Raw genomic sequence first — 23,636 nt, forward strand, 5'->3', positions numbered from 1 at the left:
TAATTCATTCATGCTTGGCAGAGCTGCGCCACGATGGCAGCGTCGAAAAGCCCTTATCAAACAAATTACGAAACCTCGCTCCGGCGGGGTTTTTTATTATTAATAAATGGTAAATGATATGTATCTTTTAAGATGCAAGCCACGTAGAGTGCGCGAGTGGTGAATCCCCCCTAAGCGGTGGGGCGGCTAGGCAAAACGAGTCGGGTTTGTAAAACGCGGTTCTGTGGTCTAGCGCAGGGTCACCGGGAGGCACCCGGCACCACAACTTCAGTGTCATCTATATCTAAGGCTGCCTATTGGCGGCCTTTTTGATGTACATGGTTTTGACCTACATAGCACCGCCTGTCTTTTTTGTTCGTACTGAATAAATAAACAGATAAAGTTAGCTTTATTGAAGGAAGGCGATTAGGCTGCGCCTGTGGTGAATCCCCCTATGCGGCGGGGCGACTAGACTTGGAGGTGAATGACGCGATTCTGTGGTCTAGCATAGAGTCACCGGGAGGCACCCGGCACTACAGTCCCATTACTATAGATTTCTAAGGCTGCCGATTGGCGGCCTTTTTGTTTTATATGACTTTAGCCAGCACAGCACTACTGGTCGTTTTGTTCAGACTGAATATATAAACAGATAAAAATAGCTTTATGGCAGGAAGACGACTAGGCTGTGCCTGTGATGAATCCCCCTATGCGGCGGGGCGACTAGACATGGCAAGTGAGTAGCGCGATTCTGCGGTCTGGCGCAGAGTCACTGGGAGGCACCCAGCATCACATTCAACAATGAGCTTCTTTGCACGGTTCTGATATAGGCTTTGCCGTCCACATCACGCATGGATTCCGGTTAACAGATCAGATACTGTCGTCTTGATGAGTTCTATCAGAGCTTGAAGAGGACGGTGAGTATGCAAGAAGGTTTCTACTGGATACAGCATAACGGCAGGGTGCAGGTCGCTTATTACACTAATGGCGAAACTGAAGACCTTGAAACGGGCAAGACCGTAACCGGTATCTGGCATCTGACGCAGGGCGATGACATTTGTGACAATGGTGAAGCAGAAGTAATCAGTGGTCCGTTACCACAACCAGTGTAAGCACTGATAGCTAATCACCGACTTATTGTTATCTATAACATCCCGCGCCACTGGCCTCGTCGCCAATGGACGGCGGAAAGTTGGAATTATCCGCGAGGTCAGTCCAACAATCATAAGCCTCGGCATCAAGCCGGGGCTTTTCTGTTTCAGGCTCCCGGAACCCCATCACTCGTTTTGTCGTTTATTCATCCGGAGGGCCTGATCCCTTACCAAATAGCACCCGCATCCCAGCGAGGTGAGAGAAATGTCCCGTATGAGCAAACTTGTCACCGGAGTCGCCCTCGGCACCTCAGGAGGAACCATCCTGAACGGCGTCCTCACAAAACTGAGCCCTGACGAATGGAGCGCCATCGGCGTACTGGCTGGTATTGCCGGGATCATCGTTACAGGGCTTATTAACTGGTATTTCAAACGCAAGGTCGCCAATGCACAGGTAAAAGCGCTTGAGAAGTACGGGCCTGCAGTCAAAGTCGGAGATGATTAAATGCCAATGACCAGTAGCCAGCGTAACAAACTCATTGCCGCTGCTGGTGGCGGTGCAATGCTGATCGCCTCGCTGTTCCTCGGTGGGCAAGATGGCGTAGAAGGACGGAAACACGAAGCTTATAAAGACGTCGCCGGGGTGTGGACTGTCTGCGACGGCCACACGGGCCGGGATATCGTGAGAGGTAAAAAGTATACCGATCGCGAATGTGACCAGCTGCTATGGAAAGACCTCCAGCCAGCCAAGCGTACGGTAGACAGTCTGGTTAAGGTGCCGCTGGGCGAATATCAGCGCGCCGCACTTTACAGCTTTGTTTTTAACGTTGGCTCTGATGCATTCTCGAAGTCCACGTTGCTGCGCAAGCTAAATAAAGGCGATCACGACGGAGCGTGCGAAGAGATGCGCCGCTGGGTTTACGCTGGTGGTATGAAGTGGAAAGGCCTCCAGAACCGGCGAGAGATGGAGCGTTCGATGTGCCTGGCGGAGAGCAAATATGACCTTTAGCCTTCGAACAGTTCTGCTGATTGCTCTCGTGGGCATGCTGCTAACTATTGGCTATGGCGAGCTACGGTACCGGAATGGCTGGTACGCCCACGCCGACCACATCAACGTGCTGGCTGCCGATAAGCGCGCCAAAGCAGAGAAGGCGATTCAGCCTGTTGAGCCGAAGGCCGCTAAGGCCAGCGACGAAGGCCGGATCATCTACCGAACCATAACCCGCGATGTGGTGAAATATGTCCAGGATCCGAATCGTACCGTTTGTGATTTTGATGATGAGTCTGTCCGGTTGCGGCAACAGGCTATCGATGCTGCCAACTCCATCAGCGGATTTGATGCAGGAGCCGTGCAAGGGAAGTGATGCTGGTGCCAACAGCGACGAAGATCTACAGGCTGATATAGAAACCGCCCAATGCCTGCGCCAGCTGCGGCTCAACACGTATCGCTGGCAGGCCTGGTATAAAGCGTTGCTTTGAAGTGAATGCCAGGCAGCTGTCACCACCCGGCCTGTGCTTACTACTGCAGTTCCTTATCTTTTAGTTGTTCAACGTAAAAGTCATAACGCTTAAGGAACCACAGCCGGCAGTCTTCATCCATGTTGCCGGTAATTGCATCCGTGCAGAGGTGTCGGCCGTGCAAGCGCATCCGGGCAAAGCTACTGGCAAGAAAATCTAAATCCCGGGAAGACACGACACCCTTCTCACTTACTAACTGCATACATTCCTCCTCTGTTAGACCAACAAAAAGAAAAATGCGACTGTTGTAAGTATGGCTCAAATATCCACACGCGCTATCACTCCGGCCGCTGAAGCAGGCTTGAAGCCGTCGCCAGTCATGCACTGGTTATAAGAGACGAGCCGGAGTAATCAACTCAAGGGCATGGGTGTGGTCACTCCGGGAAGTGGCAGCCATTACAGAGCTATTCTGCTGGTAGGCTTGATGTTGGTAAAAAAAATGCCCTCTGGCAAGAGGGCAATACATGCTATTAACAGACTCTTATGTTGAGTGTTCTCATGTGGGTCATGATACAGCTCCATGGTGTTCCCTGGTGTAGGTAGGAGCCTTCGCAGGGATATTGACTATGGCACATAATGCTGAGTTAACAAGCGAACTGGCAAACACCTGAACGATTCTTAGTTTTGGCTGGTGGATCAATGACGATTAATCCTATGCGACCTAACCCTAAATAGAACCTCATCCCTGAGGCTCTGACACAGTCTCTCCTCTGGACTTTAAGCATAGGGTGTCCTGAGCTTCGTGTGGCTTGATAATGGTCGATGGTGAACATATATACAGGATGTGGCATGTCGCCATCGGTTAAGGATAATGACCATGAATCAGGCCGTTGAGAAAGTTATTTATAGCGCATTGACTAAAAATGAAAGAGCCGCAGGGATTGGCTCTTCAGCAACAGCTAACGAAATCATAGAGCGTGTTAAGCCCTATTATCAGTCCGCCAGTGAGGCTGAGAGACAAGCACTCCTCGAAAGGTTAAACAAACTTAAAGTAGAGCCTGGCGTCCCTATCCCAACAAATATCGAGCAATTGCTAAGCAATTAATCTAAACCGCCTTCGGGCGGTTTTTTATTGCCATCATCATGGACCGAGCCATCGTAATGGCTGTAGCGGATAAATATAAAATATGCCCTATAGGGGGTAAAAGGATAATGTTATAGGCATTCTCATAGTGCCCGTGGTACTGCAACTCAGGAGTCAATTTATGAAAAAGCTAAAAGTTACGATTGCTCATCTCGAGGAGCACAGAGATGGCATTGTTCACGGGACGAAAATCACTTTCCAGGTTATACAGAATGAGAAAGTATTAGTCCGGGACTCGTTATCCGGTAAAGCTTCCCAACCATTCACTAAAACTTACGATGTTACCGCCAGTGATGCCGATATTTTTGTGACGCATGATCGCCATGATTTGAAATGGCTAACGATCACGGCTGAGCTGATTGAATAATATTTATTTTTCATTCTCAATTGCATAGCATGACCTCCGGGTACCCAAAGGAGATAGCTATGTTTGTTGCAGAAGGATTAAAGCCTGATCTCGATAATGAGGGATGGGTAAAAGGATGGGGAGTTGTTCGAAAATCCCCGTGGCATTTAGTCGGTGTTTACGCCACCAAAGATGTTGCTGAAACAAAAGCAGCTTCATCAGGGGATGGCTACGAAGCACACTATGGCTCACATAGATTAGGGAGCGATGACTTCATTCACGGTATGTGATTGAAGCCTGCTAACGGTATGGCCTCGCATTCGCGGGGCTTTTTTATGCGCATCCCACGCGTCTCAGAAGAGCGTCTTTGAGCTGTGTGCATGGAAAATGTGTTGTTCTTAGCGACCTGGCCGCATCGAAATATCTACCACACCCCATCACCGCCTGGTTTGCAATTGATAAATATTCTCATTTCGGCGGGTCCTCCCGGAGGGGCGGCCTGCCACGAGGCGGCGTGCACGCGGAAAACGGCTAGTTTTCGTGATCTAGGGTCATCATCATCATGTGCATAACTGTATGATTTTTATAAGTGCGGTTTTGCAATGATGTCGAATAGTTCAAAAAGTGTTCACCATCATGGGCCAGGAGCTCTCCACCCTGAAGCTGAACATAAATCAGCTGGCAGGGATCACCGGCGTTCATCGCCAGACCGTTGCCGCCAGGCTTAAGCAACTCGAGCCTGCGCTGGGCAGTAACAACAAACTCAAACTCTATCTCATCACCGATGTGCTCACAGAGCTGATGGCGCCGGTCGTCGCGTCCAGCGCCGAAGATATGACGCCCTCGGATCGGCTCGCCCACTGGAAAGCAGAAAACGAGCGGCTCAAATTCGAGCAGGATACCGGCCAGTTAATCCCGGCTGATGAGGTGGCCCGTGAATTTTCTGTCATGGCAAAAGCTGTGGTGCAGGTGCTGGAAACGTTGCCGGACATTCTGGAACGTGACTGTGCGCTGAACCCCGCAGCTGTCAGCCGCGTGCAGAGTGTGATTGACGATCTTCGCGACCAGATTGCGCAGCGCGTGCTGGACGCAGAACCGGAGGAGGATGAGCCAGAGGAGGACTGATGGCGAAGCGGGCATCTGCCCGGGGGATCCGAAAGGATGTCCCTGGAATACTTCGTGCCCCACGCCGCATGCTGGTGGCCGATGCAGTCAGTAAATTTATGCGCGTGCCAATGGGTGCCGGTAACTCCGTTCCCTGGGATCCGAACCTGGCTCCGTATGTACTCGAGCCAATGAACTGCCTGGCGTCGCGTGAGTATGACGCGGTGGTATTTGTCGGCCCGGCGCGAACGGGGAAGACGATTGGCCTGATTGACGGGTGGGTGGTTTATAACGTGGTCTGCGACCCGTCTGACATGCTGATTATTCAGATGACAGAGGAAAAGGCCCGCGAGCACTCGAAGAAACGACTGGATCGGACATTCCGTTGCAGTCCGGAAGTGGCAACCCGCCTGAGCCCCCGCAGGAACGATAACAACGTTTACGACAGGACATTCAGGGCGGGTAACTACCTGAAGATTGGCTGGCCATCGGTCAATATCATGTCCTCGTCGGATTATAAGTGCGTCGCCCTGACAGATTATGATCGCTTCCCGGAGGATATCGACGGGGAAGGTGACGCATTTTCCCTGGCCTCCAAGCGTACCACCACGTTTATGTCGTCCGGCATGACGCTGGTGGAGAGTTCACCAGGCCGGGACATCCGTGATACGAAGTGGCGCCGGAGCTCGGCGCATGAAGCCCCGCCAACAACCGGCATTCTGTCACTGTACAACCGCGGCGACCGCCGGCGCTGGTACTGGCCATGTCCGCATTGTGGTGAGTTTTTCCAGCCTGAGATGACGGCGATGACCGGTTACCGGGAAATCAGCGATCCGGTAAAGGCCAGCGAAGCGGCCTGTATACATTGCCCTTCCTGCTCCGGGGTTATCACCGCCGACCTGAAACGCTCCCTGAATATGAAAGGTGTCTGGCTGCGTGAGGATCAGCAGATCGACAGCAGCGGAACAATAACGGGCACCGGACGGCGGTCGCGAATCGCATCGTTCTGGATGGAAGGCCCGGCAGCTGCATATCAGACTTGGGCACAGCTGGTTTACAAACTGCTGACCGCTGAACAGGAGTACGAAGCGACCGGCAGCGAAGAAACGCTGAAGACGGTCATTAACACCGACTGGGGACTCCCGTATCTCCCGCGCTCCAGCATTGAACAACGTAAAGGTGAGGAGCTGCAGCAGCGCGCCGAACCGGTTGAGCGCCGGCGTGTGCCTGCTGGCGTCAACTTCCTGGTGGCGACCGTCGATGTTCAGGGCGGTAAAAACCGGCGATTTGTGGTGCAGGTTGTTGGCTACGGCGCCCACGGCGAGCGGTGGGTGGTTGACCGGTACAACATCATGCAGTCGATGCGCACCACGCCTGACGGCGAAAGCTACCACATCGATCCTGCCAGCTATCCGGAGGACTGGGATCTGCTGCGCACCGATGTGCTGGAGAAAACCTGGGCCCTTGATGGCGAACCGGGCAAGCGAATGGGTCTGCTGGCCATGGCCGTCGACTCCGGTGGTGAAGATGGCGTTACCGACAATGCCTATGAGTTCTGGCGGCGCTGTCGCCGTGACGGTCTGCAGCGCAAAGTCTGGCTGTTCAAGGGTGACAGCCAGACCAGGGCGAAGCTGATTACCAAAACCTACCCGGATAACACCGGGCGTTCTACCCGGCGCGCGAAGGCAGCCGGTGATGTCCCTCTCTACCTTCTCCAGACCAACGCACTGAAAGACCGGATCAACAACGCGCTGTGGCGCGATGTGCCGGGGCCGAACTACGTGCATTTCCCTGACTGGCTGGGAGGGTGGTTTTACGACGAACTGACCTATGAGGAGCGATCAGCTGATGGGAAATGGACGAAGCCTGGTAAGGGGGGCTAACGAAGCGTTTGACCTTATGGTTTATGCACAGGCCCTGGTCATTCTTCATGGTTACGAAAAGATTAAGTGGCCTGATGCCCCTGAGTGGGCGCGCCGGGAGAGTTATCTGGTGGTTGAGCCATCGCCAGACGCGCCTGCAGTGGCACCGGTGCCGGTTGCAAAACCGTCAGTATCAGAGCCTAAGGCTACGAAACCAGCCCGTGAATCGGCATGGTCATCATCATCAGGAGGCTGGGTGTGAATCTCAATGATATTCAGGACATGGTTCGCCGCTATACCGAAGCGGAAATGGCGATCCTGCAGGGTAAGTCCATTACGTTTAACGGTCAGCAGATGACCATGGAGAACCTGAGCGAGATACGAAAAGGCCGTCAGGAATGGGAGCGAAAAGAGGCAGCTGTTGTGGCTGCCGCAGCGGGCAGGGGTGGCCCCTTTAAACTGGCGAGGTTCCCGCGATGAGCACCCTGGATAATCTGATAGGCGTCTTTTCCCCTGGCTGGAAAGCAGAGCGCCTTAAATCTCGTCTGATGATCCAGGCGTACGAGGCTGTCATTCCTACCCGGACGCACCGGGCCAAACGCGAGAACCGTTCAGCGAATCAGCTGACGCAATTCGGCGGGCGCTCACTGCGCGAGCAGGCCCGGTGGCTCGACTGTAACCACGATCTGGTGATCGGCCTCCTTGATAAGCTCGAAGAGCGAATCGTAGGGGCGAAAGGCATCATCGTTGAGCCTCAACCCCTGATGAAAAATGGCGCGATCGCCGCTGACGTTGCCAAGCAGATCCGTGCCAAATGGGCGGAGTGGTCCGTTTCTCCTGATGTTACCGGCCAGTTTACCCGGCCTGTGCTTGAGCGCCTGATGTGCCGGACCTGGTTACGTGACGGCGAGGTGTTCGCGCAGCTGGTCAGTGGCACCGGTAATGGTCTGTCGCCTGTGGCGGAAATTCCTTTCTGGATTGAAGCGCTGGAACCCGACTTTGTCCCGATGGAGAAGACGGAGACGGGGCAGAAGCTGTGCCAGGGCATCTACCTCAACGACTGGGGCCGCCCGATCAAATATATGGTCTACAAGAACATGCCGGCGGAAGGCATGCGCCAGGGTGACACAAAGGACATTCAGGCGGAGAGCATGCTTCACCTGAAATTTATGCGGCGCCTGCATCAAATCCGGGGAAATTCGCTGCTTGCCGGGGTGCTGATGCGCCTTTCAGCACTCAAGGAGTACGAGGACGCCGAACTGACCGCTGCCCGCATCGCTGCGGCTCTGGGCATGTTCATCAAAAAAGGTGATGGTCAGTCGTATCCGGAAGACAGCGCGCAGGGCTCCCGGGAACTGAACATTGAGCCCGGCATGCTGTTTGACGATCTCCGTCCCGGTGAAGATATCGGGATGATCAAATCGGACCGACCAAACCCCAACCTCGAAACTTTCCGCAACGGGCAACTCCGTGCTGTGGCCGCCGGATCGCGCGGCAGCTTCTCCAGTATCGCCCGTAACTACGACGGGACATACAGCGCTCAGCGCCAGGAGCTGGTGGAGTCAACCGAAGGCTATTTCATTCTTCAGGACGCATTCATCGCAGCGATCACCCGACCGATGTACCGGGCCTGGCTCAAGATGGCGATTGCTTCTGGCGAGATCCCGGTCCCGCCAAATGTGGATATCGGATTTGCCGGGGGCGGCTATACCGGATCGGGCGGTAAATATGAACCTGCGGGGGTGGTTCATCGCGGGGAGTTCGTTTTTACCAAAGAGGCGACCAGCCGGATCGGGGTGGGGAATCTGTACAGCATGATGCGCGGTTACGCGTCCGGCGGACTGGTGGGTGGCGGCAATATGCCCGCTGCGGCCACGCGGGGGATCAGCGTTTATGCACCGGTCAGTGTCAGTCAGCAGGGGGGGTGGCGAGTCCAGCCAGGCGGACACCATTGGAACGGCGCGGCAGCTTCAGGGCATTGTTCAGCAGACCATCACTGACCGGCTTAAAAAGGAGCTGGGGCCGGGCGGTGTACTTTACCCAAGGAGGTAGCGGTGACAGACACATTCAGCTGGGGCACCCGTAAAACTGCCCGGGGAACGGAAAGCGCCCGTACGCTTCAGTCCCAGTTTGGCGACGGGTATAAACAGATCGCCGGGATGGGGATCAATGACAAGTCCGAAGTCTGGGAACTTGACTGGACGGGCACGCGAAGCGAGGCCTCAGTGCTGCGTGCGTTCCTTATGTCGCACATTACAAAATCGTTCTGGTGGACGAACCCCTGGGGGGGAGAAGAAGCTCTATCGGATGAAGGCTGATTCCTTCAGTGTTTCGTTCCCCTCCGGAAAAAAAGCGACAGTAGCGTTCACGTTCGAGCAGTCCTTTGCTCCCTGATTATCTTCAAATCCAGAATGACTTACCGCCTCCGGGCGGTTTTTTTTATGGGGTGAATATGAGTTTCACGCAGGATATTCAGCAGCTGGAACCGGGCCAGCTAGTCCAGCTGATTGAAATAGACGGCACCGAATTTGGCATGGATACCATTTTGCGCTTCCATGCCCACAATATTGCTTCTGCAGGCTGGTCTGCATTCGCAGCTGACAACCTGCCTGCCATTATCTGGCAGGGTCAGCAGTACGACCCTTACCCTTACGAGCTGAAAGGCCTGGAGCTGTCCAGTACCGGGGCACAGCCCACACCCACGCTTTCCGTGTCGAACGTCGGCAACTACGTGACTGCGCTGTGTCTCGAGTTCGACGACCTGGCGAGGGCGAAGGTGAAGATCCACACCACGCTGGCGAAGTACCTGGACGCGGCCAACTGGACGGCCGGCAATCGACCGTAAACGACAATAATGCCGCTGTGACCCAGGAACTGGCGACGCTGACGACTGAGCAGGAAGCCCAGGCCACCGCTATTTCGAGCCTGCAGGTGACTGTCGGCAAAAACACTGCCGATATCACCACGGTCACAAAAGCCGTTGCTGACAACAACAAGGCGCAGACCACCGCGCTGGCTGCGGTTAAGGCCACGACTGACCAGAATACTGCGGATATCAGCACGGAAACCACGGCCCGTACGGATGGTGACAGCGCGCTCGGTCGTCGCATCGACAGCCTGAAAGTCGATGTGGATGGCAACACGGCCAGCAGGGATGCCGGTATTGTCGGCAACGTCACCAATGCGCTCGCCAACTTCATGGCGTTTTCTGATCAGCGCGTCACGTTTGCCGTTGGCGAAACAAAAACGATGGCCGAGATCAGCGAAGCCCGGAAGACCGCAGCGGATGCCACCAGTGCCGTGGCGGAGCAGGTCACTACGCTTAAAGCCACCGTTGAAAATGACGGCAAGACCAACGCCGCCGCCATCACGCGCATTGATAAAGCAGTTACGGATTTGGAAAGCGCCACCGCGACCAGCATTGAGCAGGTCACGGCATCGATTGGGCAAACAAACGCCAACGTCCAGACGACCAGCCAGGCTGTTGCAGATATCAACGGTAAGCTGAGCGCGCAATGGGGCGTTAAAGTCCAGGTTGAAGCCAACGGTGTTAAACGCATCGCGGGTATCCAGCTGGGCATTGATGCTACCGGCTCCTCTAACTTCCTCATCAGCGCAGACACGTTCGCGGTTTATAACCCCACCAACAACGGGCAGGAGCTGGTATTTGCGGCGACCGGCGGACAGATGTTCCTGCGATCGGTGTTCATCCAGGACGGTTCCATCGATAACGGCAAGATCGGCAATTACATTCAGTCCAGCAACTGGGACGGGACCGGTAATGTCGGCTGGCATATCAATAAATCCGGGTATGCGACGTTTAACGGCGTGACTGTTCGCGGGACTATCTATGCGACTGACGGGAGTTTCAAAGGCAGAGTTGAAGCGACCAGTGGGAGCTTCAAGGGCACGGTAGAAGCGACATCATTCATTGGAGATGTAGCCAACACAGGGGTGTACCCCGACTCCAGCAACCGGTCAAACAATGCGGTTTCTACCAGTGTAGCTATGACGTATTTTGATTCTAGCAGTAGCGTGTTGAATAAAAACGCCGTAGTAGAGTCATTGATATATGTGCGAGGGATTACAGGTGCGGTTACGTCCACCGTCCAGGTAACTATTGCGGGTAACGTCCGCACGTTCACTTATGATGTTCCAATTGGTGGGCTATGGTTCACCGCACGGCACGCGGCAACTGGAATGGGTGGGCAACGTATTGACGCCAGTATTGTCGTTTCCTCCAGTAATGCAACCGTGGCTATTTATGCGCCAACTATCACTGTGACTCGCGGTACCGGCTCCTTCTCCTGATCCCATAACCCCAGACCATCCAACCCAGCTCCGGCTGGGTTTTTCATTTTAAGGACATCACGAATGGCCACGATTGATGACGATTTAGCTAAATCCGTCACGGAAGGTTTTCGCCAGGCGCAAATTGATATCGTCAACCAGGACCTGATTTTATCGGGCACCGGTGACGTCACCGTAACCCTTGCAGACGGTTCGAAAAAAACGGGGCCGAGCTGGTCTAAGCTGATCACCGCTGCGAACGCGGCAGGGACCAGCGCCGCGGCAGCTGCGACGTCTGCGACAAACGCTAAAACCTCTGAGACGAACGCGAACTCGTCCAAAACTGCTGCGGCAACGTCTGCGACAAATGCCAAAACCTCAGAGACGAACGCCAAGACCTCAGAAACCAACGCGAAAACTTCTGAGACGAATGCCAAAACGTCGGAGACCAACGCAGCCGCCAGCGCCAGCAGTGCCGCAGCATCACTGGCCGCCGCGCAGTTGCTGACGTCAGTTCCTTATGAGGACGCACCATTCCCTGACGTGTGGGCACCCCTCAGTGACGATCTGCGCCTGCTGGCTGGCTTTGCGCCCTACGATACTCTGACCATCTCAGGTAAGTTGTTGGAGCTGCCGTCAAGATCGATGACGTTCACCCGGTCGACCACTGCAACCTACATTGATAAATCTGGTGTTCTCCAGACCGCTGCTATTAACGAACCACGCTTTGAGCGGGAGGGCTTGTTAATGGAGGGCTCTTCCGCAAACTATATTTTAAACAGTGAAGACCCGACAAAATGGAGTAGTAACAGCACGCTTGATAAAGCCATGGTTGTGGATGGATCAACTCAGGCTAATACCTTCAGGGGCACAGTGAACGCTGCCACAAGTGCGAATCATCAGGCAACGGCAAGTTCAAATATCACCGTGGCAGTCGGTGACAAAGTTACTTTATCCGCCAGGGTGAAAGCCACCTCATACAGAATTCGATTCAGATTCACTCTTGATGGGGCGCAAATAGCCGACTCCTTCTTTGACGGCAGTACGGGTGGATATATGAGTGCGACCGCAGGGCTAACCTACGCGTCGTCACTCGGGAGTGACGGATATGTAAGTGTGAGCGTTACCTTTACAGCGGCAAGCGCAGGGGTTGTAACGGGAGGCATATGGCTTAACAGTGGCACTAATCTTCCAGTTGGCGCGGTGATTTACGTTCAAATGGCGCAGTGCGAAAAGAATGCTGTTGCGACCAGCTATATTCCAACCGGTACGTCTGCGGTTACAAGGGCGAGCGATTTAGTGACCTTGCAGGCCAACGGAAATATGGGTTACAGAATGATTGGTGATCCTTTCAACAGGACCCTCGCTTTTGAAATTACGGTCAATAAGTACGTAACGCCATCCGTTGGTTATGCAGATCTAATGCGCGTTAATGGCGCAAATAACGACATCATCTTCCGTGCCGTGTCGGCTTCCATCAACTGCTACATCAGCGGCAGCGGGCCGTCAGTTGCAATAACGTACCCGTTTGCATCCAAAATTTACGCACAGACCGTGGACGCGGTGAACAACTGCACCATGTATTTTGACGACAAGACAAACGTACGCAACGGTGCGCCAACGAATCCTAATTCAATTGGCACTGCGCTCAATATTCAGAGCAATTCCAGTGTTGTTTATCACATTCGAAATTTTCGGATCTGGCATCGCTTACTTACGCCTAACCAGGTTAAAGGACTCCGCTAATGAAAGATTTATATCTGCGCTTCGCTGACGCCGATGAAATGCGCACGCAATTATTTGCTGCGGGTTTTGTGGTTGATGAAGAGCAGGGCAGCTTATATCACCCGGAGGTCAGCCTTGATGTGGTTGGCGTTATTACCGTCACCACGGAAATTCAAAACCCGGGGAAGGAAAACGAAGTTATAAAATACGCCAGCCTGCCGGGGTATCACGTTAATTTGCGTGTCACCGATGAATCGCTGGTCCTGGCATCGTTAGACGCCTTCACAGTATTCCCTGACAGCCCGTACCGGGTGTGGGCATAAGGAGCACAACATGGCAAACAGAACAGATAGCATCAGCCTGGCCGCTGCGGACATCACCGGGCTGAAATCAGCCGCGCAGCGTGATGTCGGGACGGCCTCTGGTAACGTGATGGAGGTCGGCGCTTTTGGTCTTGGGACTACAGTTCTCCAGGCCATAAACCAGGAGCAGCGCCTGGGATTCGGTACTTACCTATCTAAAATGAAGCTTGGCGGCATTGATGATAACGCATCGGTATTGCTCGTCCCCTTTGATGCAAACACAGTATATCAGGTTGTCATTCCCACCATTGTTGCAACCGCGCCGAGAATGTACTTGCGTATACTTTCTTCTGATGCTGGCACGAACGGGAAACTGTGCGAAGTTTATACCACCACGAACACGACCAAAGCGGCAGACGGCACGCTGAAAGGCGCATCGCCTATCGTGCAGATCTTCCATGATGGCACCGCGCAGACCAATGACGAATCAGAGGGGTGTGTCGTAACGCGCCTGGGTATTGGTGAGTATCTGGTGAGCGGCTGCATGGGCCTGAACGCCGATGCTGAGTGGGGTGGTATAGATGGCGGCTTTGACATCCCGAAAGACCGCAACAGGCAGTCGCTGGTATGGCTCGACTATGAAGTGAATGCTGACGGTTCTGTACTGGTGAAAACCTACCATCGCACTCACCCGGGGGCCCCGACCTTCGCCCGCAACGAGCGCGAAGGTTTTGCCGAAGGAGACCCTATCGATATCCCTGCCGATCAGTTCGTCTCTGTCCGTGTTGAGATGCCTGCTGACAGCATCTACAACAAAAAGCTGGAAGAGGCGGCGCGCATTCAGGCAGAGCGTGACGAGGCCAGAAGGCTGGAAGAAGAGGAGGCGGCGCGCGTGAAAGCCGAGCAGGAGCGACTTGAGGAGGAGGCTGCAGCCAATGCAGACGAGCAACCGGATATTCAGCAGTAATTATCAATAGGCAGGGCTTTCTTGATCTGCATTCTCTTTAAAACTACTGTATGAATGCACAGTAATAATAAAAGAGAGGTCACCATGCCCCGCCAATCAGACATTAACTCGGCTTTCAACGCTGCTATTCAGCTTAACCCCAAAGGTTACCGGTGCCTGAGGTCTTCTGACTTCATCCGCGAACTGGCAAAGGTTCATCATCATTTCACCCTGGCCGACGCCAACGAGTGGATAGAATTTTACCAAACGGGCTTCGTTGACAAGACGCCGGACGATAGCGAAAACCGATACTGGATCCTGCGCAATATGGGGCAGGTGTTCTGATGGGCTTCGTATCTCCGGCAACCGATTATGTCGAGCAGCGCTTGTCCCCCGCGAGTATCTGCACCACGAATGAAAGCCGTATTCTTGAAACATCAACTGGGTTTGCGGTGATCGAACCGGTCACCCGGTTGGTCCAAGGTCAGGTTTTACTGATCCTCAGTGGCGGGCAGACACAATTCGCACGTTTTCTGGGAAAAGCGTTAATCACGGAGGACGGCGAGGCGATAGAAGGCGACGCAGCGGAAGAAGTCGAGGTCATGGGCAGAGTGACGTTTTTCATCAATAGCGCAGACACTGATGACCTTCCGGTGTAAAAAGCGGTTATCAAAACTCTAAGGCATTATCGCAAAAACAAGAGGTTATAAAGCAGGTCAAAACAGCCAGAAAAACTGATTTTGCGTTATCATTATGATAGTGATTAATAACTTACAATGAGTTCATGAAAATACTGCTGCGTCACATGGAATGGTTCGAAGCCGCAGACCTGATCGTGAAAGGTATGGAAGGCGCGATTAACGCCAAAACCGTAACCTACGATTTCGAACGTCTGATGGAAGGCGCTAAGCTGCTGAAATGTTCAGAGTTTGGTGACGCGATCATCGCGAATATGTAATCCGGATTACGGGTTGTATGAAAACGGGAGCCGATGGGCTCCCGTTTTTTTATTGTAAACCTTCGAACGGTTATCAAAATTAAGATAGCGCCAGGAATGATGGCGGGCGACAAAGGGCGTTGCGGCGGAAGATGTCGAGGTTATATCTGTTTCAGAAAATTCACTAAAGGCAGATGACAAATGAAAAATACCTTCTAAGATTTTCAGGAAACAAACCTGAGAACATGGAGTTTCTTATGACAATTGCGTTGTTAGCAGCCTTATCCGCGCTTCTGATTGTGTCGGGGCTTATCTACGTGTTGAGGCAGTTAATGAACGCCTGGTGTGAACCGGAACGCCACCAGGCAGGGAACACTATTCTTCGAACCACATCTGAACTACCTCCATCGAATAACTGAATTTAATTTAATAAATGTAATCCGGTTTCCGGGTTATAGATGCGGGAGCCCGGGAGCTCCCGTTTTTTATGGGCATCCAGGAGGAGGGACCATGATTGACGACACATGGCTTCATCGCCTTAGTGCAGGCGAAATATCCACGCTAACGCCAGCAACTTTGGCAGAGCTTGCCAGCGAGCTGTTCTCGCTCCGCCAGGAGAACGCCCGCCTGAAACAGCAGTTAGCCACCGAAGTTAAGCTCCCCTACACCAGCGCCAGTCCGGTATGCGATATCGAAGCCGGGTACGCCGCAGGCGTCAGCGACAGTAAAGAGGCGATTCGTCGCGCAGGTTTTTTGATCGAAGGGGATGATTAAAATGAAGAACCCGGCAGAGTGCCGGGCCTGCTCACATTAAAACCAGTTAAATTTGTCAGAAAGAATCAACAACAACGAACTGGCACAAACAAGGTTAATACAAATCACGAATCTGCTGGAAACATTCATGTTATCAATACCATTATGGCTGTACTGGAATTGTGTTAATAAGCGTAATAGCAAAATCCAGAACGTCAAATCGCAACATAATGGGCAAAAAAAAGCCCACGAAACGTGGGCAAGAAATACTGGAAGCAATGTGAGCAATGTCGTACTGAATACCCGAGTGATTTGCTCAACTATTCAGTGTTGAGAAAGATAATATTTCTCATTAACGATTACAACCCCAATTTTTGTGCGGAACCCCGGTTTATTGCTTTTTTCTTAAATTTCTCACGTGATGGCAATCACAAACTTGCAATTCTGAATCCTGTGCTAAGCTTTGTGTGTATTTGATTTGACGACAAAAACCATACAGAGAGGAAAGCAGTTATGGGAATCATATCCTGGATTATCTTTGGGCTTATCGCGGGTATTCTGGCTAAGTGGATCATGCCGGGCAAAGATGGCGGTGGATTCATCGTTACGGTCATACTGGGTATCATCGGCGCCGTGGTCGGCGGCTGGATCAGTACCCTCTTCGGTTTCGGCAGAGTCGATGGCTTCAACTTCGGCAGCTTCATGGTCGCGGTAATTGGCGCACTGGTGGTGCTGTTTATCTACCGTAAAGTGAGAAGCTAAACCGACGCTTCAGACAAAAAAGACCGCCCATAGTGGCGGTCTTTTTGCATCTGTTACCACCAGCCGAGCTGGCTACCGGCAACGGCCGCGATGGCGACAATCAGCATAATGATGGTTGTTTTTCTCACTTATCCCCCGGGCGCAGCGTAACCGCCGACAAAAAACCACGTTAAAAAGATGACCGCCGTGATAAAAATCACGATCGGGAACAGAATACCAAGCCGCATGCTACCACCTGTCCTGAATGCAAAAACCCGTTGAGTGTACGGGGTTAATCGATATTGAGAAAGGGCGTTTTGAGTTTGCCTTTCTTCTCGCTGTACATAGCGGCATCGGCTGCCTGTAGGGCGCTGTCGGCATCGATTTTAGCAGGATCTACCTCAATCACCCCCAGACTGGCACCCGGATAGACGAGATGCACGTCCCCCAGCCAGTATTCACCGGCAATCTGCGCGCTCAGCTGCGTTTTTACTATGGTTAATGAAGCTTGTTCGCCGCTCTCGCGATCCTGACTGAGACAGGCAACCAAAAACTCGTCCCCGCCGAGCCTGCCCACAATCTCATCGTCGCCGCGTCCGTCGTTAAGGCGCTTGCCCACCTCCACCAGGAACCGATCCCCCGTCTCATGACCAAAGCGATCGTTGATCAGCTTAAAATCATCCAGATCGATGTAGGCAATTATGGCGTTGCGGTTCATATGGCGCGCCAGCGAAAAGAGGGTGGTGAGATTCTCGAAAATGGCGCGGCGGTTCGGCAGGCCGGTCAGGGCATCGGTATAGGAGTAAGCAATGAGGGCGGAGTTGGCTTCGCGCAGTTGCCTGACCAGCGACTCTTTCTCGATGTACTGGGCGATAAGGCCGGCGAAGAGCTTAAACACGTGCTCGCCGCGTTCGCTTAGTTGCTGTCTGCGGGTGCTGGTGGCGCAGAGGGTGCCGTAGAGGGAACCATCCGTCAGATGAATCGGTATGCTCATATAGGTGGTGATACCCAGCGCTTTTGCCGCATCGCAATCTGCCCAGCGTTGAGGCACGTTATCACTATAAAAACAGTCGGAATCGATCGCGCGTTTACACAGGGTCTCGCCCCAGGGGACGCTCAGCCCTTCCGGGATCTGCATCTGTTTGCTGTTTCGGGCGTACAGAATATGCTGCAGGCGGGCATTAATATCGACTTTGGTGAGGTAGGTCGACTCCATGTCGGTCACCACTTCAAGCATTTCGAGCAGCTGACGCACCAGGCTCTCTAACGATTGCTCAGTGCTGAGCGTTTCTGAAACACGGGCAAGAATAATATCCGACATGACGCTGCTAAACTCCCTTACAGAAGACCTCTGTACCTGTCTGTTTTGCTGAAAGATTCGACTACGGGTAGTAGAACATGAATTCACAACATTTCATATATTCTGGAGGTGAACAGCGAATTATGGCGGGTAAAAAAATCCCCGGCACGGGCCGGGGAAAAGTACATCTTGATTACGGAATGATGTTCTCTGGTCAAGGTGAGAACAGCGCCACTCTAGCAATCAAACATGTCGGCATAATGAAGAAATCATGGAGAAACGATACCACTTTCCCCCTGGTGACAGGCTCTGCTGGCTGATATACACTCTGCACTAAGAATATTCCTATGCATTCAGCAGCCAATTACGAGGAAGTATGTTTCAGTTAAATCCGGGCAGCCTGGCGATGGTTATCGGTGCACGCACGCCAGCAGGCCGTCGCAATATCGGCAAATCCGTTGAGTTATTCAGTCTTTGTGAGCCGGGACAGCGTTTCCTGAATCCGGTCAACGGGGTGATGACAGAGCTGCCGCCAGGGGCCGAGCGCGCCCTGTGGCTGGTGACCGGCGATGTGTTTTCGGTGGATAGCCAGCACGGCTTTGCGTTTGTGCGCCCGGAACACCTGATGCCGCTCACGCCTGAACAGGCCCCGGAAACCCTCGACGCCCTGATGCTGGATTGATTTAAAGCTGACGCAGCCAGTCGGCTAACACCAGAGCGTGATTCTGCTCCCGGTCTTTCGCGCCATACAGCAGCGTCACGGTCTGCTTGTCCGCAAGGCGGGCAATCCGCAGCCCCTCATCCTGATGCTGAGCCAGCTCCTGACAATAGGCCTTGCTGAAGCTGGCAAAGTCGATCGTCTCGCTGTGAAACGCCTTGCGCAGGTCGCTGGACGGGGTCAGGGTTTTGCACCACTCATCGCAGGCTAACGCCTCCTTTTTCATCCCCCGCGGCCAGAGCCGGTCCACCAGGATCCGGTAGCCATCCTCTTTACTGGCCTCGTCATACAGTCGCTTGCACTGAATCATCTCTTTGCTCCTTTTCCCTGTCATGACAAATCGCTGCAACGCTACCACATTCCGCCCACGTATTTTAAGGTGTTGTGATATCAACGAAAGATCGGTAGTCTGAGGCGCCTTATGTTATCTGATATTTGTCTGGCATAAGGATCACTCTATGGAACTCTCTGCGGTAAAAAATACCCTCCGAATTGCGCTGGTCGGCGACTACAATCCTGACGTTCTGGCTCACCAGGCGATCCCTCTGGCCATCGATGATGCCGCCGCGGTGCTGGAAATTACGGCCGACTACGACTGGCTGGCCACTACAGAATTAACCAGCCCGGAAGACCTGGTCGGCTACGACGCTATCTGGCTGGTTCCGGCAAGCCCCTATAAAAATGCGGAAGGCGCGTTTATTGCCGCACGCTATGCCCGTGAAAACAGCGTGCCGTTTCTTGGCACCTGCGGTGGCTTCCAGCATGCGCTGATCGAATACGCCCGTAACGTTCTGGGCTGGCAGGATGCGGCCCACGCCGAGACGGATACCGAAGGCCGGATGGTGATTGCCCCGCTGACCTGCTCGCTGGTAGAGGTCAGCGATGCGATTGAACTGCGCGCTAATACCCTCATTGCGAAAGCCTATGGACAGGAAGAGATTGAAGAGGGGTATCACTGCAATTACGGCGTCTCGCCTGAGTTTGCGCAGGAACTGGAGAAGGGCGATATGCGCGTCACCGGCTGGGACGCGCAGGGTGAGATCCGTGCCGTAGAGCTGGTGACGCACCCGTTCTTTATCGCCACGCTGTTCCAGCATGAGCGCGCCGCCCTGGCAGGACGTCCGGCTCCGCTGGTACGGGCTCTGCTTCGCGCAGCACAGAATTACTGAGTGTTGACTCTGCCTGGCGTGATCTCCCGGTCACGCCCGGCCAGGATCCCGCAGACGGCCATCACCACTGATACCAGCGCGCAGGCCAGCAGCGGGATCCGCCAGTCGCCGTTGGCGTCATGGATTTTACCCATCAGCGGCGGTCCACAGGCGGCCAGCAGATAGCCCACCGACTGCGCCATCCCGGAAAGGGCCGCGGCCTGATGGGCCGAACTGGCGCGTAGCCCAATAAAGGTCAGGCCGAGGATCATCGTGGCCCCCGATCCGAAGCCAAAAATCAGCGTCCACATCACCGCCAGATCCGGTACAAACCACAGCCCCGCGGTGCTTACCGCACACATGATGGCCGCCAGTCCGGCCACCCCTCGTTGATCCTTCAGCCGAAGCAGGATCAGCGGCACGACAATCCCCGGCGCGGCGGTGGCCAGCTGTAACAGCCCGTGCAGGGAGCCAGCCTCGGTTTCGCTATAGCCGTGGCTCTGCAGGATCGCCGGCAGCCAGCCAATAATCACATAGTAAATCAGCGAGTTAATGCCCAGGAACAGCGTCACCTGCCAGGCCAACGCCGAGCGCCAGATCCCCCGACTGTGCAACGCCCGCGCGCCGCTGAGCGATCCGGCAGGACGCTGGCACCACTGCGGCAGCCACAGCAGCAAGGCCAGCAGCGGGAACACCATCAGCATCAACAGCGCCCCGTGCCAGCCTGCACCGCTCAGGGCAACGGGCACCACCAGTGCCGAACCCAGCGCCGCCGCCGCCCCCATCGTCAGGGAGTAGGCCCCGGTTAGTTTCGCCACCTGGCCGGGAAAATCGCGCTTAATCAACCCCGGCAGCAGCACGTTACCGAGCGCAATACCGCAGCCAATCACCGCGGTGCCGCCAAACAGCAGCATTGCTGAGGGCAAAGAGCGCAGGGCGATACCGGCGATAATCAACAGCAGGGCGATAAGCAGGCTGCGCTCCATGCCGATGCGGCGGGCGAGACCGGCCGCCAGGGGCGAGATCAGCGCAAAGGCCAGCAGCGGGAGCGTGGTGAGCAGCCCGGTCTGGGCCGTGGTCAGGGCATAATCGCCGCGAATAGTATCCAGAAGCGGCGCGGCGCCGGTAAAGGTCACCCGCAGCGAGGTGGCAATCATCAGGATCCCGGCAATCAGCAGCGCCCGCTGCTTGCCGGTCGTCGAAAGGGCTATGGTCATTATTATCTCTTACCTCGAAATGAGGCTACAGGATACGCATTTTCAGGACGGTTGAAATCAAGCTAAAATGACAGATTATCGCTAATATCGGACAAATGTATGCGTGGACTCGGCCTTGAAGGCTACGATCCCGACAGTCAGCACGACGCCGCGGTGGCGTTTCACGTGCGCGTGGTGGCGGACGAGCAGCGGATCCCTCTGCATCAGCACCGCAAGGGGCAGCTGATCCTGGCCCTGCATGGCGCGATCACCTGCGAGGTGGAGAATGCCATGTGGATGGTACCGCCGCAGTTTGCGGTGTGGATCCCCGGGCAGCTGCCGCACAGCAACAAGGCCACGCCCAGCGCCCGGCTCTGCTTTCTGTTTATTGAGCCCGGCGCCGTGACGCTGCCGGACCGCTGCTGTACGCTAAAAATTTCCCCGCTGGTTCGCGAGTTAATCCTGACCCTGGCGGAGCGCAGCCCCGGCCAGCAGGAGCCTGCTACCCGGCGGCTGGTGGAGGTGCTGTTTGATGAACTGCCCCGCCAGCCCGAGGAGCAGCTCCAGCTCCCGGTCTCCTCGCACCCGAAAATTCGCCTGATGAGTGACACCATGGCCGCATCCCCGGCTGAATGGCAGACGCTGCACCAGTGGGCACACCATTTCGCGATGAGCGAGCGCAACCTTGCCCGGCTGGTGGTGAGTGAAACCGGGCTCAGCTTCCGCCGCTGGCGACATCAGCTCCAGCTGATTGTGGCCCTGCAGGGGTTGATCCGAGGCCAGTCGGTGCAGCAGGTGGCCCACCATCTGGGCTATGACTCCACCACCGCCTTTATCACCATGTTCAAAAAGGGGCTGGGCCAGACCCCGGCGCGCTATATCGCCAGTCTGGCTACGACTTCCCGATAAACAGCGACACCAGCCCGGCGGCAATCAGCGGGCCGACCGGCACGCCGCGGAACAGCGCTACCCCCAGCACCGTGCCCACCAGCAGTCCGGCCACCAGGGTGGGCTGAGAACTCATCAGCGTGACGCCGCGTCCGCCCAGCCAGGACACAAACACCCCCACGGCGATGGCAATCAAGGATTTCCAGTTCATAAAGGCGTGGATCAGCGTCGAGGCCGGCAGGGTGCCGCTGGCGATGGGCGCCATCACGCCGATGGTGAGGATAATAATCCCGACGGTAAGGCCTTGTTTTTCGATCCACGGAAAGAAGCCGCTGAGGGGCGTGACGCGGACGATGATCAGCACCAGGATCGATATCGCCACCGTGGTGTTGTGGCTCACAAAGCCCAGCGCGGCCAGGCCCAGAAGAATGAGCAGGGTAGGGTCAAACATGTTGTATTCCTTGCCAAAATAAAAAAAGTAAGCCTGCTTACTTTACGCGCTCGCACGCCGGTAAAAAGGGTTTCCGACAAAAAATGTTCTGATTTGGGCGATTGCCTGAAGTGGGCTGGCGATGCGGTTTTTCCTGTAGTGGGTGTAATGAAACCTACAGATAATTGGAAACAATCATTTCATAGCTTTATTAGTAGTGGCCTATATAATATTTTCATTCGCTGACATTTTTTGAGATTTAATCAATTATGATTTTTGTTGTTATTAATTTGTTAGTCTGGAGGTCCTGTGAACAGAAAGTTTAAAGAAATAGATGATACTGTTCGCGGTTTGAATCAGTCCACAGATGCTCATTTCAGATGGTTAGTAAAAATATTGCGTTTTATCGACAGCCGTAGTGTGGATTTACCAGAAATATGCAGTGACGAAGCCCATCTGCATTGCGAATTTGGCCACTGGCTGAATACCCGCCTGCTGGAAGAGCGGGAAGATACAAACTTTTTACTGGATATTAACAAAAAACATATTCGCGTCCATCAGGCGTGCCGTAATCTTATTAGCGCCATTGAAGAGCATCGTCAGACCAATGAAGATTTCGATCTCTTCGAGCAGTCCTTGCTGGCGTTTACCGATGCCCTGACCACCTATAAAGTTCATCTGCTGCAGCTGCGCACCAGCTATGACGCGCTGACAGGCCTGCCGCTGCGCCGCATCCTCGATGAGTCGTTCAGCAGCATGAATAAAGAGCTGGGTGCCGACGGTCTCTATCTGTTATTACTGGATATCGATCACTTTAAAAAAGTGAATGATAATTACGGTCATTTGAACGGAGATATTGTTCTGCGTTCGCTGGCTCTGAATATCAGCAATAATATTCGTCGCTCAGAATCGATGTATCGCTATGGGGGTGAGGAATTTATTGTTTTACTGCATGCCAGCAACGATCGTGAGGCGGTCATTGTAGCCGAGCGCCTGCGCCGTGACATTGCCCGGCTGGAAACTATTGCCGGGGAACATATTATTCGCATTACCTTTACCGGTGGATTAACGCGTATTCATGAGGGAGAGACGCTCCGGGAGGTGCTCGAGCGGGCGGATATTGCGTTATACACCGGCAAGAAAAGCGGACGGAATTGTACTCAGCTCATTAACCGGGAACTGCAAACCCAGAAGTTTTGTGATTAAAGAAAACATGCCAGTTAAAATAACTGGCATGTTTATTTATGAGGCAAAGCGTTAATCCACATTCAAATCGGCATT

30 protein-coding genes and 3 pseudogenes are annotated in these 23,636 nt (G+C 54.0%); 27 read left to right on the top strand and 6 right to left on the bottom strand.

All coding sequences use genetic code 11. From position 1 onward, the window contains the following. Window positions 1–899 precede the first annotated feature (899 nt). From AAHB66_RS09020 to AAHB66_RS09035, 4 genes are all read left to right on the top strand, one after another. The gene (locus AAHB66_RS09020) at window positions 900–1,088 is read left to right on the top strand and encodes a hypothetical protein (protein WP_347115938.1); all 189 of its coding nucleotides are present in this window, start codon (window positions 900–902) and stop codon (window positions 1,086–1,088) included. Window positions 1,089–1,341: 253 nt separating this feature from the next. Continuing rightward, window positions 1,342–1,572, top strand: a complete 231-nt coding sequence (locus AAHB66_RS09025; protein WP_168192050.1) for a class II holin family protein — start codon at window positions 1,342–1,344, stop codon at window positions 1,570–1,572. Further along, window positions 1,573–2,076, top strand: a complete 504-nt coding sequence (locus AAHB66_RS09030; RefSeq protein ID WP_347115939.1) for a lysozyme — start codon at window positions 1,573–1,575, stop codon at window positions 2,074–2,076. It begins immediately after the preceding gene. Window positions 2,077–2,110: 34 nt separating this feature from the next. After that, the gene (locus AAHB66_RS09035) at window positions 2,111–2,431 is read left to right on the top strand and encodes a hypothetical protein (protein WP_347115940.1); all 321 of its coding nucleotides are present in this window, start codon (window positions 2,111–2,113) and stop codon (window positions 2,429–2,431) included. Between the two features lie 155 nt (window positions 2,432–2,586). On the opposite strand, the gene AAHB66_RS09040 is transcribed toward AAHB66_RS09035, so the two are convergent. Then, window positions 2,587–2,787 (bottom strand): glycogen synthesis protein GlgS, encoded by a 201-nt coding sequence (locus AAHB66_RS09040; RefSeq protein ID WP_262658085.1) that lies wholly within the window; start codon window positions 2,785–2,787, stop codon window positions 2,587–2,589. Window positions 2,788–3,402: 615 nt separating this feature from the next. Between AAHB66_RS09040 and AAHB66_RS09045 the strand changes: the two genes are divergently transcribed. The 18 genes and pseudogenes from AAHB66_RS09045 (at window position 3,403) to AAHB66_RS09130 (ending at window position 16,696) form a co-directional block, all read left to right on the top strand. Beyond that, a complete protein-coding gene (locus AAHB66_RS09045; RefSeq protein WP_347115941.1) occupies window positions 3,403–3,630 on the top strand; it encodes a hypothetical protein in 228 nt (75 codons plus the stop codon). 160 nt (window positions 3,631–3,790) lie between these two features. Further along, window positions 3,791–4,036 (top strand): hypothetical protein, encoded by a 246-nt coding sequence (locus tag AAHB66_RS09050; RefSeq protein ID WP_347115942.1) that lies wholly within the window; start codon window positions 3,791–3,793, stop codon window positions 4,034–4,036. A 59-nt stretch (window positions 4,037–4,095) separates the two neighbouring features. After that, window positions 4,096–4,305: a hypothetical protein gene (locus AAHB66_RS09055; RefSeq protein ID WP_347115943.1), complete on the top strand. Its 210-nt coding sequence runs from the start codon at window positions 4,096–4,098 to the stop codon at window positions 4,303–4,305. A 346-nt stretch (window positions 4,306–4,651) separates the two neighbouring features. Then, complete coding sequence (locus AAHB66_RS09060; RefSeq protein WP_347116447.1) at window positions 4,652–5,140, top strand: DUF1441 family protein; 489 nt, start codon at window positions 4,652–4,654, stop codon at window positions 5,138–5,140. Next, a pseudogene (locus AAHB66_RS09065) lies at window positions 5,140–7,243 on the top strand (phage terminase large subunit family protein). Before AAHB66_RS09060 ends, AAHB66_RS09065 begins: the two are co-directional and overlap by 1 nt. Next, window positions 7,240–7,461 carry a hypothetical protein gene (locus AAHB66_RS09070; RefSeq protein ID WP_347115944.1) on the top strand — a complete coding sequence of 74 codons (222 nt, stop codon included), beginning with the start codon at window positions 7,240–7,242 and terminating at the stop codon, window positions 7,459–7,461. Before AAHB66_RS09065 ends, AAHB66_RS09070 begins: the two are co-directional and overlap by 4 nt. Continuing rightward, the gene (locus tag AAHB66_RS09075) at window positions 7,458–8,981 is read left to right on the top strand and encodes a phage portal protein (RefSeq protein ID WP_347115945.1); all 1,524 of its coding nucleotides are present in this window, start codon (window positions 7,458–7,460) and stop codon (window positions 8,979–8,981) included. Before AAHB66_RS09070 ends, AAHB66_RS09075 begins: the two co-directional genes overlap by 4 nt. Before the next feature lie 54 nt (window positions 8,982–9,035). After that, entirely contained in the window at window positions 9,036–9,299 is a 264-nt protein-coding gene (locus AAHB66_RS09080) for a phage tail protein (protein WP_347115946.1), read from the top strand. Between the two features lie 134 nt (window positions 9,300–9,433). Further along, window positions 9,434–9,814: pseudogene (locus AAHB66_RS09085) on the top strand (phage minor tail protein L); the annotation flags it as partial. A 29-nt stretch (window positions 9,815–9,843) separates the two neighbouring features. Then, entirely contained in the window at window positions 9,844–11,292 is a 1,449-nt protein-coding gene (locus tag AAHB66_RS09090) for a DUF1983 domain-containing protein (RefSeq protein WP_347115947.1), read from the top strand. A 63-nt stretch (window positions 11,293–11,355) separates the two neighbouring features. Then, window positions 11,356–13,017 carry a hypothetical protein gene (locus AAHB66_RS09095; protein WP_347115948.1) on the top strand — a complete coding sequence of 554 codons (1,662 nt, stop codon included), beginning with the start codon at window positions 11,356–11,358 and terminating at the stop codon, window positions 13,015–13,017. Beyond that, window positions 13,017–13,319 carry a hypothetical protein gene (locus tag AAHB66_RS09100; RefSeq protein WP_347115949.1) on the top strand — a complete coding sequence of 101 codons (303 nt, stop codon included), beginning with the start codon at window positions 13,017–13,019 and terminating at the stop codon, window positions 13,317–13,319. The genes AAHB66_RS09095 and AAHB66_RS09100 overlap by 1 nt, the downstream gene beginning before the upstream one ends. 10 nt (window positions 13,320–13,329) lie before the next feature. Beyond that, on the top strand, window positions 13,330–14,265 hold the full coding sequence (locus AAHB66_RS09105; protein WP_347115950.1) for a hypothetical protein: 936 nt from the start codon (window positions 13,330–13,332) through the stop codon (window positions 14,263–14,265). Window positions 14,266–14,349: 84 nt separating this feature from the next. Beyond that, a complete protein-coding gene (locus AAHB66_RS09110; protein ID WP_347115951.1) occupies window positions 14,350–14,589 on the top strand; it encodes a hypothetical protein in 240 nt (79 codons plus the stop codon). Further along, window positions 14,589–14,903 (top strand): hypothetical protein, encoded by a 315-nt coding sequence (locus tag AAHB66_RS09115; protein ID WP_347115952.1) that lies wholly within the window; start codon window positions 14,589–14,591, stop codon window positions 14,901–14,903. Before AAHB66_RS09110 ends, AAHB66_RS09115 begins: the two co-directional genes overlap by 1 nt. A 128-nt stretch (window positions 14,904–15,031) precedes the next feature. Next, window positions 15,032–15,202: pseudogene (locus AAHB66_RS09120) on the top strand (NADP-dependent isocitrate dehydrogenase); the annotation flags it as partial. Between the two features lie 489 nt (window positions 15,203–15,691). Next, a complete protein-coding gene (locus tag AAHB66_RS09125; protein ID WP_347115953.1) occupies window positions 15,692–15,955 on the top strand; it encodes a hypothetical protein in 264 nt (87 codons plus the stop codon). Window positions 15,956–16,447: 492 nt separating this feature from the next. After that, the gene (locus AAHB66_RS09130) at window positions 16,448–16,696 is read left to right on the top strand and encodes a GlsB/YeaQ/YmgE family stress response membrane protein (RefSeq protein WP_032617669.1); all 249 of its coding nucleotides are present in this window, start codon (window positions 16,448–16,450) and stop codon (window positions 16,694–16,696) included. A 128-nt stretch (window positions 16,697–16,824) separates the two neighbouring features. On the opposite strand, the gene AAHB66_RS09135 is transcribed toward AAHB66_RS09130, so the two are convergent. Together AAHB66_RS09135 and AAHB66_RS09140 are read right to left on the bottom strand one after the other, a co-directional pair. Further along, window positions 16,825–16,923: a YoaK family small membrane protein gene (locus AAHB66_RS09135; RefSeq protein WP_032617670.1), complete on the bottom strand. Its 99-nt coding sequence runs from the start codon at window positions 16,921–16,923 to the stop codon at window positions 16,825–16,827. 44 nt (window positions 16,924–16,967) lie between these two features. After that, window positions 16,968–17,996, bottom strand: a complete 1,029-nt coding sequence (locus AAHB66_RS09140; protein ID WP_347115954.1) for a sensor domain-containing diguanylate cyclase — start codon at window positions 17,994–17,996, stop codon at window positions 16,968–16,970. 77 nt (window positions 17,997–18,073) lie between these two features. On the opposite strand from AAHB66_RS09140, the gene AAHB66_RS09145 reads away from it, so the two are divergent. Further along, on the top strand, window positions 18,074–18,295 hold the full coding sequence (locus tag AAHB66_RS09145) for a hypothetical protein (protein WP_347115955.1): 222 nt from the start codon (window positions 18,074–18,076) through the stop codon (window positions 18,293–18,295). A gap of 56 nt (window positions 18,296–18,351) precedes the next feature. Continuing rightward, a complete protein-coding gene (locus tag AAHB66_RS09150) occupies window positions 18,352–18,657 on the top strand; it encodes a hypothetical protein (RefSeq protein ID WP_347115956.1) in 306 nt (101 codons plus the stop codon). 1 nt (window position 18,658) lies between these two features. On the opposite strand, the gene AAHB66_RS09155 is transcribed toward AAHB66_RS09150, so the two are convergent. Further along, window positions 18,659–19,003 carry a DUF488 domain-containing protein gene (locus AAHB66_RS09155; RefSeq protein ID WP_347115957.1) on the bottom strand — a complete coding sequence of 115 codons (345 nt, stop codon included), beginning with the start codon at window positions 19,001–19,003 and terminating at the stop codon, window positions 18,659–18,661. A 148-nt stretch (window positions 19,004–19,151) separates the two neighbouring features. On the opposite strand from AAHB66_RS09155, the gene AAHB66_RS09160 reads away from it, so the two are divergent. Next, window positions 19,152–19,862, top strand: coding sequence for a CTP synthase (locus tag AAHB66_RS09160; RefSeq protein ID WP_347115958.1), 711 nt, complete (start codon window positions 19,152–19,154; stop codon window positions 19,860–19,862). Here AAHB66_RS09160 and AAHB66_RS09165 read toward each other — a convergent pair. Beyond that, window positions 19,856–21,058 carry a CynX/NimT family MFS transporter gene (locus AAHB66_RS09165; protein WP_347115959.1) on the bottom strand — a complete coding sequence of 401 codons (1,203 nt, stop codon included), beginning with the start codon at window positions 21,056–21,058 and terminating at the stop codon, window positions 19,856–19,858. The genes AAHB66_RS09160 and AAHB66_RS09165 overlap by 7 nt on opposite strands. Before the next feature lie 99 nt (window positions 21,059–21,157). Here AAHB66_RS09165 and AAHB66_RS09170 point away from each other — a divergent pair, with 99 nt between their 5' ends. After that, a complete protein-coding gene (locus tag AAHB66_RS09170) occupies window positions 21,158–21,946 on the top strand; it encodes a helix-turn-helix transcriptional regulator (RefSeq protein WP_347115960.1) in 789 nt (262 codons plus the stop codon). Here the strand turns inward: AAHB66_RS09170 and AAHB66_RS09175 are convergent. Further along, window positions 21,930–22,376, bottom strand: a complete 447-nt coding sequence (locus tag AAHB66_RS09175; protein WP_142489129.1) for a DUF441 domain-containing protein — start codon at window positions 22,374–22,376, stop codon at window positions 21,930–21,932. The genes AAHB66_RS09170 and AAHB66_RS09175 overlap by 17 nt on opposite strands. 288 nt (window positions 22,377–22,664) lie before the next feature. On the opposite strand from AAHB66_RS09175, the gene AAHB66_RS09180 reads away from it, so the two are divergent. Beyond that, on the top strand, window positions 22,665–23,561 hold the full coding sequence (locus tag AAHB66_RS09180; RefSeq protein ID WP_347115961.1) for a diguanylate cyclase: 897 nt from the start codon (window positions 22,665–22,667) through the stop codon (window positions 23,559–23,561). Window positions 23,562–23,636: the final 75 nt, after the last annotated feature.

Origin of the sequence: Leclercia sp. S52 (genome assembly GCF_039727615.1) — a bacterium.
Lineage (GTDB): Bacteria > Pseudomonadota > Gammaproteobacteria > Enterobacterales > Enterobacteriaceae > Enterobacter > Enterobacter adecarboxylatus_B.

What these genes read in the sequence shown, in the direction of transcription:
- AAHB66_RS09020 (WP_347115938.1), top strand. Translation starts at nt 900, where the DNA reads ATGCAAGAAGGTTTCTACTGGATACAGCATAACGGCAGGGTGCAGGTC.
- AAHB66_RS09025 (WP_168192050.1), top strand. Translation starts at nt 1,342, where the DNA reads ATGAGCAAACTTGTCACCGGAGTCGCCCTCGGCACCTCAGGAGGAACC.
- AAHB66_RS09030 (WP_347115939.1), top strand. Translation starts at nt 1,573, where the DNA reads ATGCCAATGACCAGTAGCCAGCGTAACAAACTCATTGCCGCTGCTGGT.
- AAHB66_RS09035 (WP_347115940.1), top strand. Translation starts at nt 2,111, where the DNA reads ATGCTGCTAACTATTGGCTATGGCGAGCTACGGTACCGGAATGGCTGG.
- AAHB66_RS09040 (WP_262658085.1), bottom strand. Translation starts at nt 2,787, where the DNA reads ATGCAGTTAGTAAGTGAGAAGGGTGTCGTGTCTTCCCGGGATTTAGAT.
- AAHB66_RS09045 (WP_347115941.1), top strand. Translation starts at nt 3,403, where the DNA reads ATGAATCAGGCCGTTGAGAAAGTTATTTATAGCGCATTGACTAAAAAT.
- AAHB66_RS09050 (WP_347115942.1), top strand. Translation starts at nt 3,791, where the DNA reads ATGAAAAAGCTAAAAGTTACGATTGCTCATCTCGAGGAGCACAGAGAT.
- AAHB66_RS09055 (WP_347115943.1), top strand. Translation starts at nt 4,096, where the DNA reads ATGTTTGTTGCAGAAGGATTAAAGCCTGATCTCGATAATGAGGGATGG.
- AAHB66_RS09060 (WP_347116447.1), top strand. Translation starts at nt 4,652, where the DNA reads ATGGGCCAGGAGCTCTCCACCCTGAAGCTGAACATAAATCAGCTGGCA.
- AAHB66_RS09075 (WP_347115945.1), top strand. Translation starts at nt 7,458, where the DNA reads ATGAGCACCCTGGATAATCTGATAGGCGTCTTTTCCCCTGGCTGGAAA.
- AAHB66_RS09095 (WP_347115948.1), top strand. Translation starts at nt 11,356, where the DNA reads ATGGCCACGATTGATGACGATTTAGCTAAATCCGTCACGGAAGGTTTT.
- AAHB66_RS09100 (WP_347115949.1), top strand. Translation starts at nt 13,017, where the DNA reads ATGAAAGATTTATATCTGCGCTTCGCTGACGCCGATGAAATGCGCACG.
- AAHB66_RS09105 (WP_347115950.1), top strand. Translation starts at nt 13,330, where the DNA reads ATGGCAAACAGAACAGATAGCATCAGCCTGGCCGCTGCGGACATCACC.
- AAHB66_RS09110 (WP_347115951.1), top strand. Translation starts at nt 14,350, where the DNA reads ATGCCCCGCCAATCAGACATTAACTCGGCTTTCAACGCTGCTATTCAG.
- AAHB66_RS09115 (WP_347115952.1), top strand. Translation starts at nt 14,589, where the DNA reads ATGGGCTTCGTATCTCCGGCAACCGATTATGTCGAGCAGCGCTTGTCC.
- AAHB66_RS09125 (WP_347115953.1), top strand. Translation starts at nt 15,692, where the DNA reads ATGATTGACGACACATGGCTTCATCGCCTTAGTGCAGGCGAAATATCC.
- AAHB66_RS09130 (WP_032617669.1), top strand. Translation starts at nt 16,448, where the DNA reads ATGGGAATCATATCCTGGATTATCTTTGGGCTTATCGCGGGTATTCTG.
- AAHB66_RS09135 (WP_032617670.1), bottom strand. Translation starts at nt 16,923, where the DNA reads ATGCGGCTTGGTATTCTGTTCCCGATCGTGATTTTTATCACGGCGGTC.
- AAHB66_RS09140 (WP_347115954.1), bottom strand. Translation starts at nt 17,996, where the DNA reads ATGTCGGATATTATTCTTGCCCGTGTTTCAGAAACGCTCAGCACTGAG.
- AAHB66_RS09145 (WP_347115955.1), top strand. Translation starts at nt 18,074, where the DNA reads ATGAATTCACAACATTTCATATATTCTGGAGGTGAACAGCGAATTATG.
- AAHB66_RS09150 (WP_347115956.1), top strand. Translation starts at nt 18,352, where the DNA reads ATGTTTCAGTTAAATCCGGGCAGCCTGGCGATGGTTATCGGTGCACGC.
- AAHB66_RS09155 (WP_347115957.1), bottom strand. Translation starts at nt 19,003, where the DNA reads ATGATTCAGTGCAAGCGACTGTATGACGAGGCCAGTAAAGAGGATGGC.
- AAHB66_RS09160 (WP_347115958.1), top strand. Translation starts at nt 19,152, where the DNA reads ATGGAACTCTCTGCGGTAAAAAATACCCTCCGAATTGCGCTGGTCGGC.
- AAHB66_RS09165 (WP_347115959.1), bottom strand. Translation starts at nt 21,058, where the DNA reads ATGACCATAGCCCTTTCGACGACCGGCAAGCAGCGGGCGCTGCTGATT.
- AAHB66_RS09170 (WP_347115960.1), top strand. Translation starts at nt 21,158, where the DNA reads ATGCGTGGACTCGGCCTTGAAGGCTACGATCCCGACAGTCAGCACGAC.
- AAHB66_RS09175 (WP_142489129.1), bottom strand. Translation starts at nt 22,376, where the DNA reads ATGTTTGACCCTACCCTGCTCATTCTTCTGGGCCTGGCCGCGCTGGGC.